We start from the raw sequence: 15,097 nt of genomic DNA, 5'->3' as shown, positions 1-15,097 counted from the left end.
GCAATAAGATCATCGTTGCGTGTCGATATAGGCGAAATCGTGATGTCCGGTCCCCTGTTCGTTGAAGGCCTGCTGCGCCTGATCGGCGCTTTCTATGTCTTCGCCGGGCTGGTCGCCCTGCGAGCGGCCGTTTTCGGCGGTTTTCTCGACCGCGCCCTCGCCACCCTGTCGGCCAAGCCGGTGCCCCGGGCGGAGCGCCTGCGCCGCCATTGGCTGACCGCCGCGCCGATTCCCATCGCCCTTGGCGGTGCCGCGCTCCTCCTGCTGTGGCAGGGGGCTTTGGTGTTTTTCATCGTCAATGCCCTCGGTCAGGCGCTTTATCTCGGCCTCGTCGCGCCGCGCTGGCTCGACCCGGACGACCCGCCGGAGCCGGCCGGCCGCCGCTCGACCTGGTGGGCCTTCGCGGTCTATCTCGCGGCGACACTTGCGGTTCTGTCGGCGGCGCAGACCGGCGTGCTGCTGCCCCTCGATGCGATTCCGCCCGCCGCCCTCGGCGGGATCGGCTTCGGCCTTGTGGTGGCGTTCGGTTTCCTGCTGCGGCCCCTGCTGGCCCGGCCCTCGCCGGCATTGGAGCCGGCCGAGGCGACACCGCCGCCCGCGCATCTGATCCTCACCCCCGGCTGGCGCGGCACCGGCCTTGTCGATGCCGCCGACGGGCGCCCGTGGGAATATTGGGCCATGACCGATCATGTGCCCGACGAACTGCAGGACCGGCTGCGCGCCTGGTGCCAGCTGTTCGCCGACCACGCCGACCCGGACGATCCCTGGCGCGCCGCCCTGCGCGATCCTGCCGCACAGGAAGCGATCACCGCCATGGGCGCAGAGTTGCTGGCCGATCTCGCCCCTGGCCTGCCCGGCATCGCCATCGACTTCGTGCCCGTCGCCCGCCCGGTCGCCAGCCGCTGGCCGGACGCCTCCAGGGTCACTCTTCGGCCCCGCAGCCTGTCCTGGCCGCTGCAGATCCCGGCCCCCGAAGAAGGCGACGAGCAGCGGGAACGCGAGTTCGACCCCGCCGACTTCGGCCTGTCCCACAGCCTCGCCGAAGACCTCATGGCCTGGAACATCGCCTATGAGGAAGCGATCCCCGACCTCGAAACCGGCAGCGAACCCGTCTGGAGCGACGAAGCCCGCGCCGCCTTCAATGCCGAAGGCCAGGCGTTGGCCACCCGCCTGCGCCGGGAACTCGACGCCACGGGCCAGGACCGGGTCGCGGTGGAGACGGTGCTGCCGTGAGGGATGGGGCCGCAGCGCACCGCCGCCACGAGCCGGATATCGATTCCGGCCGCACCTTTGATCAGTAATCCTTATGGTAACTATAATATACGCCCAAACACAATCCCAAGGATTCAGGATTATAATCTTCAATCTTCTCCATTTCGAACTCCGTATACCATACAGACTGATATGAAACGTCTTTTATAATGACCCATTTAATCTGACCGCGGCAGCCATATGTCTCGCCGCCCATATTCTTGTTGGCATATTCCGATGGATTCAGAACGCGGTATATCCTGCCGCCGCCTGTTAAATGATCATCGCCCTTCATCACCCCATAGAATTCAATTTGCATGACCCCGGATCGCCCATTGATGACGATTGCCTTGTCGTCAAAGACATATAAGTCCTTGGGGCCGGGCCAGTCCGGGTTCCCGGGTTGATAAAAGGTGAGCCTGCCGCCCTGATTTTCCGCGCGCGACGGCTGGACCTGAACAGCGGCCGCCAAACCCGCCAGCAGTGCCAAGGCGGTCAACTTCACCCCGATCCGCTTGCTCAACGACGCCATGGCCACCTCTCCGTCAGCACCAAACCTTAATGGAGGGACACTATACTGAATTTATGCCCGTTCAATAGAGCGTGCCTGTCGCGGCGGCGAGCTGTCGGGCCGCGCGACAGGCGTTGAACAGTTTCCAACATCCGCGTCGCGAAACGCGCACCGACTGTCGTGCCTCACGGCTCCGTTCCTAAATCGCCAAGCCATGGATTGATTCAGATCAATCCAGAGCGAAGATCAGCGCAAGAAACCATCCGGCATAACTCTTGCGTTCAAGGCGGCAGAACGGGTGACGACGGCGTCACTCGGCCTTTCTCGCAGGAGTTTGCCGTGGCCAATGTAACATTTTCGTCCCCGCGCATGGCGAAGGATATCACCGTCTATGCCGTCGCCGGCGATCGCGGAACCGTTCTCGCCGTCGCCAAGCAGCACAAGATTCCGATCCCCTTCGATTGCCAGGACGGCAATTGCGGCTCCTGTGTGGTCGAAGTGGTGCATCTCAACGCGCCGACCAAATACAGCAAATACGGGATTGCGCTCACCGAAGAGGAAAAGGAAACGCTGCGGCAGATCGGCAAGATCAGCAAGGACGAGGTCTATGAGGCCGAGGTGAACGACATGGCGCCGCGCCATCGTCTCGCCTGCCAGTGCTTCGTGCGCAACGAGGACATCCTGGTCCGCTTCGAGGGCGACGAGACCCTGCCCGCCCAGGCGCCGCACATCACCCATGCCGCGCAAATCTTCAAGGGCGGCATCCGCATTGCCTCGGTCGATGAATTCCTCGGCTATGCCGTGAAGATCGAGGAAGACGCGGCGGCGCATTTCTATGGCCTCGCCGAAGACATGAAGGCCTGCGGCAACGACGATGTCGCCAAGCTGTTCTATCAGCTCGCCGGCTTCTCGCGGCAGCACCTGAAGGAAGCCAAGGAACGCGCCACGGCCCTCGATGCCGAAGTGGTGGTGCCGCCCGCCTATGTCTGGCCGGATCAGGTGACCCCGGAGCGGACGTCGCTGATGGCGGCCGATCCGTCCCTGTCGCGCCTCGATGCCCTCAACGCGGCGATCCTGGGCGAGAGGCGCGGCTATGAATTCTACCTCGCGCTGGCCGGCACCACCCACAACGCCGAGGTCACCGCCCTCGCCAAGGCTTTCGCCCGGGAAGAGAAGGAACATCTCGAGATCCTCGAGGCGTCGATCACGCGGGAGCGCTGGACCCTCGCCCATCCCGACATGCCCGCGCTCGACTGAGGGGAGAGATCCGATGGAAACGGTGGAAGAATTCCTGGCCCACGCCATCCAGTTGGAGCGGGAGGCCGCCGACCGCTTCGGCCAGCTGGCCGATGCGATGGATTCCGCCGGTAACCGGGAGGTGGGCCAGTTGTTTCGCCAGCTCGCCCATTATTCCCGGCTCCATCTGGCCGAGGCGCGCGACCGGGCGGGCTTTCTCGACATCCCCGACCTGAAGCCGGGCGAGTTCTCCTGGCCCGACGCGGAAAGCCCCGAAACCGCCGCCATCTGGGCGGCGGACCCGATGATCGGCACGGACGACGCCCTGGCGACCGCCCTGGCGGCGGAGCGCGCGGGCCTCGACTATTATGCCGGCGTGCTCGCCCGGGCGACGGACCCGGAAATCATCATGTTCGCCAAAGCCTTCGTCGAGGAAGAGAGCGGCCATGTCGCCGAACTCAACCGCTGGATCGCGGCACGGGCCGCCGGCCTGAAAACGCCGGTCGACGCCTGAGGGCTTGCTCCCGTACCCCGGCCGATGAGGGCACGCCCTCTCGGCCGGACCGTGAAGGCGGCCCTACAGACCTTCCTCAACGCCCTGACGGCCGCAAATTAACACCTAATCTTTATTTCGGTTTCATGCTGGGACGGTTGCGTTCGGCCGAGTCACTCTCAGATCTGAGGTCGGCGATAAGCTGCTCAATGTAAGCTAGGTCCAACTCGAAGGCGGGTGGATCTGGGACTGAGACCGTCTCTGAAGCAGGATTGTCATGGCTGTGCGTATTGGCTTTCGTCATACCCACGTGGAATCGGATCGCGAGTACATCGGACAAATGCACCCTGCGCAGCTTTTGGGTCTCAATTCTGTCGACGCCGCGCCGGACCACGTCGCAAAAGATGTGTTCCTCGACGAGGCGCTCGTAGCAGTCTCGCAGGCGCCCATAGAGGTGTTTCACCTCGAATTCGTAGTCCGAAGGGCTCGACTTGTGGAGCTTCTTCAATGGCGCGAAGTCGCTCCGGATCCGCGCAAGGCGCTTGGTCACGCTCAGCCCTTTCCACGACACCCCGGCGGGATCGACCTTACCCGCGTTGGCGCCGTCGGCGAAGAGTGCGATCGTTTCAGTCGTAACGCCGAGATCATCGGCTTCTCTGCATAGGTCGTTGAAAAAGATCAAGTCGTGCGTAAAGACGATTACCTGGCGCTTTTGCGCCTCTGCTGCGATGCGGGCCGCGACCTTTAATCCGCGATCACGGTCTAAGGATGAAACGGGATCGTCGATAACGATCGGGCCAGCTCCTTCCGTCACAGCGATTTCCGTTAGAAATGCCGCAAGCGCGAGCGCGCGCTGCTCGCCCTCGCTGAGAATTTCGGAGGTCAATTTTGTTAGCGTGGTGCCCGGATTGGTTTGGAACGCGGCCTTGGTCTGTCCGCTCTTTCGCGCCAAACCAACCTTAAGGTGCGCAATTTCTAAAGTTTTGCGTTCTACCTCGAAATGGTCTGTCACGATCTTCGTCAGATGTGTGTCAACGAGTTCATTCGCCTTCTGGGTAATGCCCCTCGTCTGAACCTCAGCAAGCGCTGCGGTGTAAAGCGCGTCCTCCTTGAGAAGGTCCCGGCGTTTGATCACGTGATCACGGCCTGCATTGAGGATCTTGCGATCAGCGAGCTCAGCCCGCTCAGTTTCCAGTTTCGCGCGCTCCCCACTCTGATCGGCCTTCGCCAACGCCTCGGCTTCGGCGGATAGAACCGCTGACAAGTCTTGCAGAGCGCCATGCGGGGAGACCAGACTTGCGGCTGCTAACGGCGGCGGTGGCGCCTCAGATGTCTGGAGCAAGGCCAGAGCGGTCGCGCGTCTGGATTCCACGCCTTTCTTGAAGGACGTCACTGTATCCGCGAGTTCCGCATTGCGCTTACGGATCTGTTCGAGCCGGGTTGCCCAATCCTTCGACGCGAATATCTCGACCTGGGGCAGGGACGTAATCGCCTGGGTGACCGCAGTTTCAGCCTGGTCGGCAGCTGCAGCGAGTGACCCGTTGACAAAAGCCTGAAAGCGGACCATGCGGTCCGATGCTTCAGCGCTGAGCGGTTGCTGGCAAAGGACGCAGGTTTCGATTGCGTCCGGCGTACTGACGACGGGAAACTCGCGGCCGGCATAGGCGTCCGTGATCGAATATTCGCGGGCAGCAAGCCAGAGCCGCCGCCAGGTTTCACTACCGACACCGGGGAGAGGCTCACTTGAGAAGAGGTCGGCGGCCTTCGTGCCGGCGGCTGTTCGCGCATCGATGGCCTGTTGCTTGAGGGCGCGATATCTGTCGAGCTGCGGATCGCTGAATGCTTGACCAAGGTTGGCGCACTCGGATGCGAGGTTTTTGACCCAAGTGGAAAGCGCGGTCGCGTCGGCTGCCGAGGCAGTGTTAGCAGCGAGTAGACGCGTCAGTTCGTCAACGCGCTTCTCGTCTTTCGGTGAAAACGTCGCCGCGGTGTCAATTTGCACATCTGTCACCTTGCCAGTGAGGCCAGCGTAGAAGGTCTGGGCCTTCGTCGTTCTAGGCGTATCGAAGACAACGGTGACGAGGGCGATTTGATCCGTAATGGGCTTACGCTCAGCTTCCAGCTTATTCCTGAGGGTGAGGCACAGCTCGTTGAGTTTGTGAGGCAGGGCCAAGCCGAATGGAAGAAACTGGATCTGGTTTCCTCCATCGACATAGAGCTGCGCTGCACTGCTGTCGAACACTGCGACCTGTAGCAGGATCTCCGAAGCGGGCGCGCCGGCGGTCCAGGGCACGACGACATCGCCGCTGCCCAAGTCGACGATGATTTCGGCTTCTTGCGGTCCCCCGCTTGAGCCATAGACGTCAGCTAGCACCTTGAGCTTGGCTGGGTTGTCGGTGCGGGTGCGGCAGGCAGTGCGGAAAATTCGGACGAAGCCGCTCTTGCCACTGCCGTTGCGACCATAGACGATCGTCATGCCGTGGGGCGTGAACGACAGCGCGGCGGCCGGCACGAGACGGTTGACGTTCTTGACGTTGCGAATGCCTTTGATTTGAAGAGGTGGTCCGCTCGAGACGGACGCGAAGTGAGCTTTGCTCAACGGCGTTGATGTCGGTGGTTTCGCGGCCATAGAAAAGCCAACTTTATCTTTGATTAAATCAAGCAGTTCGCTTTCATCCTGCATGGTCAACATAGATGAACCCGCCAATCGACGAAGCGCGTCTTGGCGCCAGGGCGCCAGCTTGGTCGCGGACCAATTCAGGATTTCGTCGACCGCCCCCATTTCGGATCCTCCCCTAGCGTCCTCTCGCGCTTCCGCTCAAAGTCCATTGGCGCAGGCGACAAACTCGCAGATGTCTTCAGCCGCTTAAAGTTGTACTCTCTGGTAGGATCTGAAAGCGAGAGCGACTTTTGACGCCCCAAGCGCCACGATGAACGTGCTTAGCGTGTGCGTTCGCGCACCAGAAGTCAGGCAGCAGTTAAGGGGACACCATTGCAGTTAAGGGGACGCCATACCCAATTCAACAAACGCAACCCCGCCCCTGCCCCACAGCGGCAGCGATCCCTAAAATCCAGCGATGTCGTGAGTGTCATCCGGCCGGCGGCCTTGTGGCGTCCCCTACGGGATTCGAACCCGTGTCGCCGCCGTGAAAGGGCGGTGTCCTAGGCCTCTAGACGAAGGGGACGCAGAGGCTTCGCATCAGCGAGGCGCCTCAAGTACATATTCCGCGCGCGGCGGTCAACACAAAAAAGCGCAAGGGCTCAAAGCCCGCGGTTTGCGTCCCACAGCACGAATTCATGGGCGATGAAGCGCTCCATCATGTCGCGGTAGATCGCTTCGATCAGGTCGGGGCTGGCGCCGTGATTCTGCGCGAGGGCGCGGACCTTGGTCACCACGTCCTCCACCCGTGCTTCGTCGCGGACGATGTCGCGGCTTTCCTTGATGCGGCCGGCGTCGGCGATGCGCTGTTCCCGCTCGGCCAGCAGACGCACGATTTCCCGGTCGAGGCGGTCGACCTCGGCGCGGACTTCTTCCATGGTGTTGCAGCGTGTCATGCTTCCATCCTAGCCGCGCCCGGCCGGCGCCGCATCCTCGATGAAGAGGCGGATGCGCTCCCGCCCCTGCCAGGTCTCGGCCCGGACATGGCCGACGACGTGGAGCGCCTCGCCGGTGCGGAAGGCGGCGTCGAGGGCATCGACCACGGCGCCATCGCCCGAGCGGAAGGCGACCGCGTCGGCCGAGCGGCCGCCGGCATCCGAGAGGCGAAGGCGCAGGTGCCCCTTGCCCATCACCGCGGCATGGGCGACGCGGACCGTGGGCACGGCGAAACGCGGCTCCGGATTGCCCTGGCCGAAGGGCGCGACCTGCGCGAGGCGTCGGACGAGATCGGCGTTGATGCCGGCGATGCCGATGGCGGCGTCGAGCTTCAGCCCGTCGGCCGCCAGCGCCTGTTCCACCGCGCCGTCCATGCGCCCGGCCCAGAAATGTTCGAGTTCTTCCAGCCGGGCGATGTCGATCGTTATGCCGGCGGCCATGGCATGGCCCCCGCCCTCCTCGACAAGGCCGACGGCGCGGGCGGCGGAGACGGCGGCGCCAAGGTCGATGCCGGGGATCGAGCGGCCGGAGCCCTTGGCCTTGCCATTGTCGAGAATGGAGAGCACGAAGCTCGGCCGGTGATAACGCTCCTTCAGGCGGCTGGCGACGATGCCGATGACGCCGGGGTGCCAGCCCTCGCCCGCCGCCATCACCAGCGGCCCGGGGCCATTGGCGCGGGCAAGGCGGGCTTCCACTGCCTCGATCGCCGCGGCCTCCACCTCTTTCTCGATCTGCTGGCGCTCGCGGTTCAGGGCGTCGAGCCGGGCGGCGATGCTGGCGGCGAGTTCCGGATCGTCGGTCGCGAGCAGGCGGGCGCCGAGGTCGGCCTGACCGACCCGCCCGCCGGCATTGACCCGGGGGCCGAGCAGATAGCCGCAGTGATAGGCGGTCGGCACCGTGTCGATCCGGGCGACATCCATCAGGGCGGCAAGCCCCGTGTTGCGCCGCCCCGCCATCACCTTCAGGCCCTGGGTGACGAAGGTGCGGTTCAGCCCCTTCAGCGGCACCACATCGGCGACCGTGCCGAGGGCGACGAGATCGAGGAGGGCCATGAGGTCGGGCGCCGGCCGCGCCTCCCGCTCGAAGAAGCCGCGGCGGCGGAGCGCGCGGTTGAGCCCGACCACCAGCATGAAGGTAACGCCCACGGCGGCGAGCTGGCCAAGGCCGGAAGAATCGTCCAGCCGGTTGGGATTGACCAGCGCCCGCACCTCGGGCAGCAGGGGCTCGGCCTGGTGATGGTCGGCGACGATCACCTCGAGCCCGGCGGCCCTCGCGGCGGCGAAGGGCTGGAAGGCCAGCGTGCCGCAATCGACCGCGACCACCAGCTTCACGCCCTGCCGCACCAGCATTTCGAGCGCTTGCGTGTTGGGGCCATAGCCTTCCTTCTGCCGGTCGGGGACATAGAGGAAGAGCGAGCGGCCGAGCGCCGCGAAATAGCGCATCAGGACGGCGGAGGAGGTCGCGCCATCGACATCGTAGTCGCCGAAGACAGCCACCGGGATATCCGCCTCGATCGCCTCGGCCAGACGCTCCGCCGCGGCCTCGAGGTCGCGCAGCACCGATGGGTCCGGCATGTCGGTCTTCAGCACGGGGTCGAGGAAACGGTCGACATTGTCCAGATCGACGCCGCGCCCGATCAGCACCCGGCAGGTGACGGGATCGAGCCCGGTCGCCTGCGCCATGGCGAGGGCCGCCCGGTCATCCGCCACGCGGAAACGCCAGGGCCGCCCGGCGAAGGACGCGGCGACGCCAAGGGCGAATTCGGATTGAGCCGGGGCAAGAGAATCAGCGAACATGGTGGCCATCTTAAAGCCGGCGGCGCCCCGCCGCCCCCCGATTCATGGCTCCCATGGTATGCGGGGATGCAGGCAAGCACAAAATCTTGCCCCGGACGAAATTCTTCCTCTTCCGACTCATGGCCCCCGCGCCTAGAGTTTGTGTCCAACCACGGTTCGCCACCTATCTATAGGGTCTGGCCAGAACAACAGTGGGCGGGGCGACGGGCCGGGCGGCTCGTCCGAGGGCTCAAAAACCTAAGTTGCGGGGACCAAGAACAATGCGGATCGAGCGGCGATTCACGACCGAAGGCAATTCTCCCTATGCCGGGATCGAGTTCACCAAGGTTTCGAGCGAGATCCGCAATCCCGACGGCTCGGTGGTGTTCCAGCTCGCCGCGATGGAAGTGCCGGCGGAATGGAGCCAGGTCGCGACCGACATTCTCGCCCAGAAGTATTTCCGCAAGGCCGGCGTCCCCGCCCGCCTGAAGAAGGTGAAGGAAAAGGGTGTCCCGGCCTGGCTGTGGCGCTCCGTCCCCGACGACAAGGCGCTGTCCGCCCTGCCCGAGGGTGAGCGTTTCGGTGACGAGCGCACGGCGACCCAGGTCTTCGACCGTCTGGCCGGCACCTGGACCTATTGGGGCTGGAAGTCGGGCATGTTCGATGCCGAGGCCGACGCCCTCGCCTTCCGCGACGAACTCGCCTTCATGCTGGCGACCCAGATGTGCGCGCCCAATTCGCCGCAGTGGTTCAACACCGGCCTGCATTGGGCCTATGGCATCGACGGCCCGGCGCAAGGGCACTATTACGTCGACGAGAAGACGGGTGAAGTCACCCGCTCCACCTCGGCCTATGAGCGGCCGCAGCCCCATGCCTGCTTCATCCAGGGCATCGAGGACGATCTGGTCAACGACGGCGGCATCATGGACCTGTGGATCCGCGAAGCCCGCCTGTTCAAATACGGCTCGGGCACCGGCACCAATTTCTCCAAGCTGCGCAGCGCCAACGAGAAGCTGGGCGGCGGCGGCAAGTCGTCGGGCCTGATGTCCTTCCTGAAGATCGGCGACCGGGCGGCGGGCGCGATCAAGTCGGGTGGCACCACCCGCCGCGCGGCCAAGATGGTCGTCGTCGACATCGACCATCCGGACGTCGAGGAATTCATCGACTGGAAGGTGATCGAGGAGCAGAAGGTCGCGGCCCTGGTCGCCGGCTCCAAGCTGGCCGAAGTGCATATGAACGCGATCCTCGCGGCCTGCCATTCCGATGTCGTCGGCGGCGACGCCCGCTTCGACCCGAAGCAGAACGAGGGCCTGAAGGCGGCGCTGAAGGCCGCGCGCAAGGCCATGATCCCCGACAATTACGCCCAGCGCGCGATCCAGTTCGCGCGGCAGGGTTACCGCGACCTCGAATTCCGCGTCTATGACACCGATTGGGATTCGGATGCCTATCTGACCGTCTCGGGCCAGAATTCCAACAATTCGGTCCGCGTCACCGACGAATTCCTGAACGCCGTCCTCGCCGACCGCGACTGGAACCTGACCTATCGCACCACCGGCAAGGTGGCGAAGACGGTGAAGGCCGCCGAGCTGTGGGAAAAGGTCGGTCTCGCCGCCTGGCAGTGCGCCGACCCGGGCATCCAGTATCACACCACCATCAACGACTGGCACACCTGCAGCAATTCGGGGCCGATCCGGGCGTCCAACCCGTGCTCGGAATATATGTTCCTCGACGATACCGCCTGCAATCTCGCCTCGCTGAACCTGCTGACCTTCCGGCGCGACGACGGCAGCTTCGATGTCGAGGCGTTCGAGCATTCGGTGCGGCTGTGGACCCTCGTCCTCGAAATATCGGTGACGATGGCGCAGTTCCCCTCGCCCAAGATCGCCGAACTGTCCTATCGCTACCGGACGCTGGGCCTTGGCTTCGCCAATATCGGCGGCTATCTGATGGCCTCGGGCCTGTCCTATGACTCGGACGAGGGCCGCGCGCTCTGCGGCGCGATCTCGGCGGTGATGACCGGCGTCGCCTATGCCACCTCGGCCGAGATGGCCAGGGAGCTGGGCGCCTTCCCGGGCTTTGCCGACAACCGCGCGCCCATGCTGCGGGTCGTCCGTAACCATCGCCGCGCCGCCCATGGCCTCGCCACCGGTTACGAGGGGCTGAACACCCTGCCGGTCGCGCTCGACCATGCCAATGTCCGCGAGGCCGCCCTGTCGGCCGCGGCGAAGCGCGCCTGGGACGTTGCCCTCGAACTCGGCGAGAAGCACGGCTACCGCAACGCGCAGGCGACGGTGATCGCGCCGACCGGCACCATCGGCCTCGTCATGGATTGCGACACCACGGGTATCGAGCCGGACTTCGCCCTGGTGAAGTTCAAGAAGCTGGCCGGCGGCGGCTACTTCAAGATCATCAACCGCATCGTCCCCGTCGCCCTCGCCACCCTCGGCTATGGCGAGAAGGATATCGCGGACATCATCGACTATGCGGTCGGCCATGGCACGCTCGACGGCTCGCCCGCGATCTCCCACGCCGCGCTGAAGGCCAAGGGCTTCGGCCCGGCGCAGATCGAGGCGATCGAGAAAAACCTCGCCTCCGCCTTCGACGTGAAGTTCGCCTTCAACAAATGGGCGCTGGGCGAAGACTTCTGCGTGAACACGCTGAAGCTCCCGGCCGAGAAGCTGGACGATCCGGGCTTCGATTTCCTCGCCGCCCTCGGCTTCTCCAAGGCCGATATCGAGATCGCCAATGTCTATGTCTGCGGCGCCATGACCCTCGAGGGCGCGCCGCATCTGCGCGACGAGCACCTGCCGGTGTTCGACTGCGCCAACCCCTGCGGCCGCATCGGCAAGCGCTTCCTGTCGGTCGACAGCCACATCCGCATGATGGCAGCGGCCCAGCCCTTCATCTCGGGCGCGATCTCGAAGACGATCAACATGCCGTCCTCGGCCACGGTCGAGGAATGCAAGGAAGCCTATCTGCTGTCCTGGCGCCTCGCCCTGAAGGCCAATGCGCTCTATCGCGACGGCTCGAAACTGTCGCAGCCGCTGGCCAGCCAGATCCTCGACGAGGTGAACGACGAGGTCGGCGAGGACGCCAACCCGATGGTGAAGGGTCAGGTCATCGCCGAGCGCATCGTCGAGCGGATCGTCGAGAAAGTGGTGCCGGCCGAGGGCGTGCGCCAGCGCCTGCCCCATCGCCGCAAGGGTTACACCCAGAAGGCCAATGTCGGCGGCCACAAGGTGTACCTGCGCACCGGCGAATATGACGACGGCAAGCTGGGCGAAGTCTTCATCGACATGCACAAGGAAGGCGCCGCCTTCCGCAGCCTGATGAACAATTTCGCCATCGCGGTCTCGATCGGCCTGCAGTACGGCGTGCCGCTCGAGGAATTCGTCGACGCCTTCACCTTCACCCGCTTCGAGCCGGCGGGCATGGTCGAAGGCAACGAGGTCATCAAGATGGCCACGTCCATCCTCGACTATGTCTTCCGCGAACTGGCCGTGTCCTACCTCGCCCGCAACGACCTCGCCCATGTCGAGCCGGCGGACCTGCGCTTCGACGCCATGGGCGACGGCGCGGACGAGGCCGCTCTCGACGGCGCGCCCCAGCGCCGCGAGGCGACCGACGCCAAGGCCGCCGCCTACAAGGCCGCGACCAACGCGCCGGTCTCGAACGGTTACGTCCGCTCGAACCTCTATGTCCTGAACGCGGCGGCGCAGGGCCTGCGCCAGGCGGCCAAGGCCTCCTCGGCCGAGGCGGTCGCCTTCGCCGAGACTTCGGCGGCGGGTGCCGTGGCCGGCGTCGCGGTCGGCAGCGACATCACCGTCGCCGCCGCCGTGGCCAGCGCCCCCTCGGCCGCCGAAACCCGCCTCGCCCGCATCCGCGAGGCGCGCGTGAAGGGTTACGTCGGCGATGCCTGCGGCGACTGCGGCAACTTCACCCTGGTGCGCAACGGCACCTGCCTGAAGTGCGACACCTGCGGCTCGACCAGCGGCTGCTCGTAAGCGCCAAGGCTTGAACGCGAACAGGCCCCGCCGAAAGGACGGGGCCTGTTTTCGTTTGGGGGGCACGCAATGTCCCCCTCCCCCCGCCGCCTGAAGGGCGCTGCGGCTGCAGGTACGGGATCAGCCGATCTCTTCGAGGGCCATCAGGGATTCGGGCAGAACCTGGCCGCCGTCGACGACGATGTTCTGACCGGTGACATAGGCCGCTTCCTTGGAGGCGAAGAACAGCGCCGCGTTGGCGATGTCGTCGACCGAGCCGAGGCGCTTCATCGGGATCGAGCCTTCCATCTTGGCCAGATAGTCGGCGCCGAGGCCGTCCAGCCCTTCGGTCCGGATGTTGCCGGGCATGACCGCGTTGATGGTGATGCCGAAGGGCGCGAGTTCGATCGCCGCCGTGCGGATGAAACCGAGCTGGCCCGCCTTGGACGCGCCGTAATGCGACCAGCCGGGATAGCCGGTGATCGGCCCGGTGATCGAGGAGGTGACGACGATGCGGCCCCAGCTCTTCGCCTTCATCGCTGGCAGCACGGCCGAGACACTGGCGAAGGTGGAGCGCAGGTTGGTCGCCATCACATGGTCGAAATCGGCCATGGTCATCGCCCCCAGCTTGGCCGAGGGGAAGATGCCGGCATTGGCGCAGAGCACGTCGATGCTGCCGTAACGCGCCAGCGCGACATCCGCCATGGCCTTGCAGGCATCGAGGTCGGAGACGTCGGCGGCATAGGCAGAGGCATTGGCGCCGATCTCCGCCGCGGTCTTTTCCGCCTCCTCGAGATGGCGGGAGACGACGAGAACATTGAAGCCGGCCTTGCCGAAACGCTTCGCGATGCCCTTGCCGATGCCCTTGCTGCCCCCGGTGACGATGACCGTGCTGCCGGCGAGAGATTCGAACATGACTGTCTCCGATCCTTGTCGATTTCCCGAGGGTGCACTGCAAAAAAAATGTTGTAAAGCCCGCAGAACACCCCCAAGCTCCAACACAGTCGGTCACAAGTTCAACATTTGTGACACAACTTGCGGGGAATCCGCTGCACCAATCCAGCGAAAGGGCACGGTCATGAATCTCTCGAGGCGGTCGGTTCTGAAGGGCATGGCGGCCGGGGCGCTGGCTGCCGGCGGCCCGATGATGACATCCCGTTCGGCCTTCGCAGCCCGCGACAAGGAGCTGAACATCCTGTGCTGGGAAGGCTACAACTCGGCCCAGGTGCTCGACCCGTTCCGCGCGGCGAAATCGGCCACGGTGAAGGCGGAAAGCCTGACCAACGACCCGACCATGATCAACCGCCTGCGCGCTGGCGAGATTTCGACCTGGGACCTGATCAATGTGAACAATCCCTGGGCGCGCAAGGTGATGTGGCCCGAGAAGCTGATCAAGGCCCTGCCCCGCGCGACCTTCGAGCCCTATTTCGACAAGATGCTGCCGATGTTCAAGCCGCCCTATAAGTGGGCGATGGACGACACCGGCACCGATCTGCTCGGCAGCTGTCAGCGTTTCGGGCCCTATTCCTTCGTCGTCAACACCGACAAGGTCAGCCGCAAGACGGCGGAAGACACCGGCTGGGACCTGTTCAACGATCCCGCCCTCGCCGGGAAATACGGCATCCTCGAATCCGACGACTGGAATGTCTTCGGTATCTTCGTGATCGCCGGCATCGACCCGTTCAAGGTCCATAGCGACGCCGAACTCGCGACCTTCTCCGAAACGGCGAAGAAGGTGTTCAAGGGCGCCAAGATGATCGGCGACATCGCGACCATGAACCAGGCGCTCGTCTCGGGCGAGATCGACCTGCATCTGACCGGCGGCACCTATTCGGTCTCGCCCGCCCGCGCCGACGGCTATCCGCAGCTGCGCGGCATCACGCCGCTGAAGGGGCCGATGCCCGGCGGCAAGGGCGGCATCTCGTGGATCGAGGTGACCTCCCTCGTCAACAACCCGACGCCCTCGCCCCTCGCCCTCGAATTCCTCGAGTATGTCCAGGATCCGGCGGTCGCGCATACCGTCGCCTTCGCCGAGGGCACCTACAACCCGGTCGCCCAGATGGGCAATCCGGATTGTTACAAGCTCTTCACCAAGGAAGAGCTGGAAGCGATTCAGTGGGACAGCCTCGAGGAGGAAATGGCCCGCTCGATCGAATATGACATCGTGCCCGATTACGACAAGGCGCTCGACATCATGAACGCGGCCAAGCGCGTGCGCGGCTGACCGGTCCGCGCCGCCCCGCCCGCGCGGGG

At 64.6% G+C, this 15,097-nt stretch carries 10 protein-coding genes and 1 tRNA gene; 5 read left to right on the top strand and 6 right to left on the bottom strand.

What is annotated here, in order from left to right:
• Positions 1-42 precede the first annotated feature (42 nt).
• Positions 43-1,233 (top strand): hypothetical protein, encoded by a 1,191-nt coding sequence (locus DKG74_RS00405; protein WP_133251451.1) that lies wholly within the window; start codon positions 43-45, stop codon positions 1,231-1,233.
• A gap of 61 nt (positions 1,234-1,294) precedes the next feature.
• Here the strand turns inward: DKG74_RS00405 and DKG74_RS00400 are convergent, their stop codons facing one another.
• Positions 1,295-1,783 (bottom strand): hypothetical protein, encoded by a 489-nt coding sequence (locus tag DKG74_RS00400; protein ID WP_109901501.1) that lies wholly within the window; start codon positions 1,781-1,783, stop codon positions 1,295-1,297.
• A gap of 318 nt (positions 1,784-2,101) precedes the next feature.
• Between DKG74_RS00400 and DKG74_RS00395 the strand changes: the two genes are divergently transcribed.
• Both DKG74_RS00395 and DKG74_RS00390 read left to right on the top strand, forming a co-directional pair.
• Positions 2,102-3,019, top strand: a complete 918-nt coding sequence (locus tag DKG74_RS00395) for a ferritin family protein (RefSeq protein WP_109901499.1) — start codon at positions 2,102-2,104, stop codon at positions 3,017-3,019.
• 13 nt (positions 3,020-3,032) lie between these two features.
• Positions 3,033-3,512, top strand: a complete 480-nt coding sequence (locus tag DKG74_RS00390) for a ferritin-like domain-containing protein (protein ID WP_109901497.1) — start codon at positions 3,033-3,035, stop codon at positions 3,510-3,512.
• A 112-nt stretch (positions 3,513-3,624) separates the two neighbouring features.
• On the opposite strand, the gene DKG74_RS00385 is transcribed toward DKG74_RS00390, so the two are convergent.
• From DKG74_RS00385 to recJ, 4 genes are all read right to left on the bottom strand, one after another.
• Complete coding sequence (locus tag DKG74_RS00385; RefSeq protein ID WP_109901495.1) at positions 3,625-6,273, bottom strand: AAA family ATPase; 2,649 nt, start codon at positions 6,271-6,273, stop codon at positions 3,625-3,627.
• Between the two features lie 327 nt (positions 6,274-6,600).
• Positions 6,601-6,676 (bottom strand) — tRNA-Glu (locus tag DKG74_RS00380).
• Positions 6,677-6,752: 76 nt separating this feature from the next.
• Positions 6,753-7,046 carry a chorismate mutase gene (locus DKG74_RS00375; protein WP_207779184.1) on the bottom strand — a complete coding sequence of 98 codons (294 nt, stop codon included), beginning with the start codon at positions 7,044-7,046 and terminating at the stop codon, positions 6,753-6,755.
• A gap of 9 nt (positions 7,047-7,055) precedes the next feature.
• Positions 7,056-8,882 (bottom strand): single-stranded-DNA-specific exonuclease RecJ, encoded by a 1,827-nt coding sequence (gene recJ, locus DKG74_RS00370; RefSeq protein ID WP_109902573.1) that lies wholly within the window; start codon positions 8,880-8,882, stop codon positions 7,056-7,058.
• Between the two features lie 260 nt (positions 8,883-9,142).
• Between recJ and DKG74_RS00365 the strand changes: the two genes are divergently transcribed.
• Positions 9,143-12,865 carry a vitamin B12-dependent ribonucleotide reductase gene (locus tag DKG74_RS00365; RefSeq protein WP_109901491.1) on the top strand — a complete coding sequence of 1,241 codons (3,723 nt, stop codon included), beginning with the start codon at positions 9,143-9,145 and terminating at the stop codon, positions 12,863-12,865.
• Positions 12,866-12,985: 120 nt separating this feature from the next.
• On the opposite strand, the gene fabG is transcribed toward DKG74_RS00365, so the two are convergent.
• A complete protein-coding gene (fabG, locus tag DKG74_RS00360) occupies positions 12,986-13,759 on the bottom strand; it encodes a 3-oxoacyl-ACP reductase FabG (RefSeq protein ID WP_109901489.1) in 774 nt (257 codons plus the stop codon).
• A gap of 163 nt (positions 13,760-13,922) precedes the next feature.
• Here fabG and DKG74_RS00355 point away from each other — a divergent pair, with 163 nt between their 5' ends.
• Positions 13,923-15,068: an ABC transporter substrate-binding protein gene (locus DKG74_RS00355; protein WP_109901487.1), complete on the top strand. Its 1,146-nt coding sequence runs from the start codon at positions 13,923-13,925 to the stop codon at positions 15,066-15,068.
• Positions 15,069-15,097 lie beyond the last annotated feature (29 nt).

Source organism: Zavarzinia aquatilis, from assembly GCF_003173035.1.
Classification (GTDB): domain Bacteria; phylum Pseudomonadota; class Alphaproteobacteria; order Zavarziniales; family Zavarziniaceae; genus Zavarzinia; species Zavarzinia aquatilis.
This window is presented reverse-complemented; position numbering and strand designations above follow the sequence as displayed.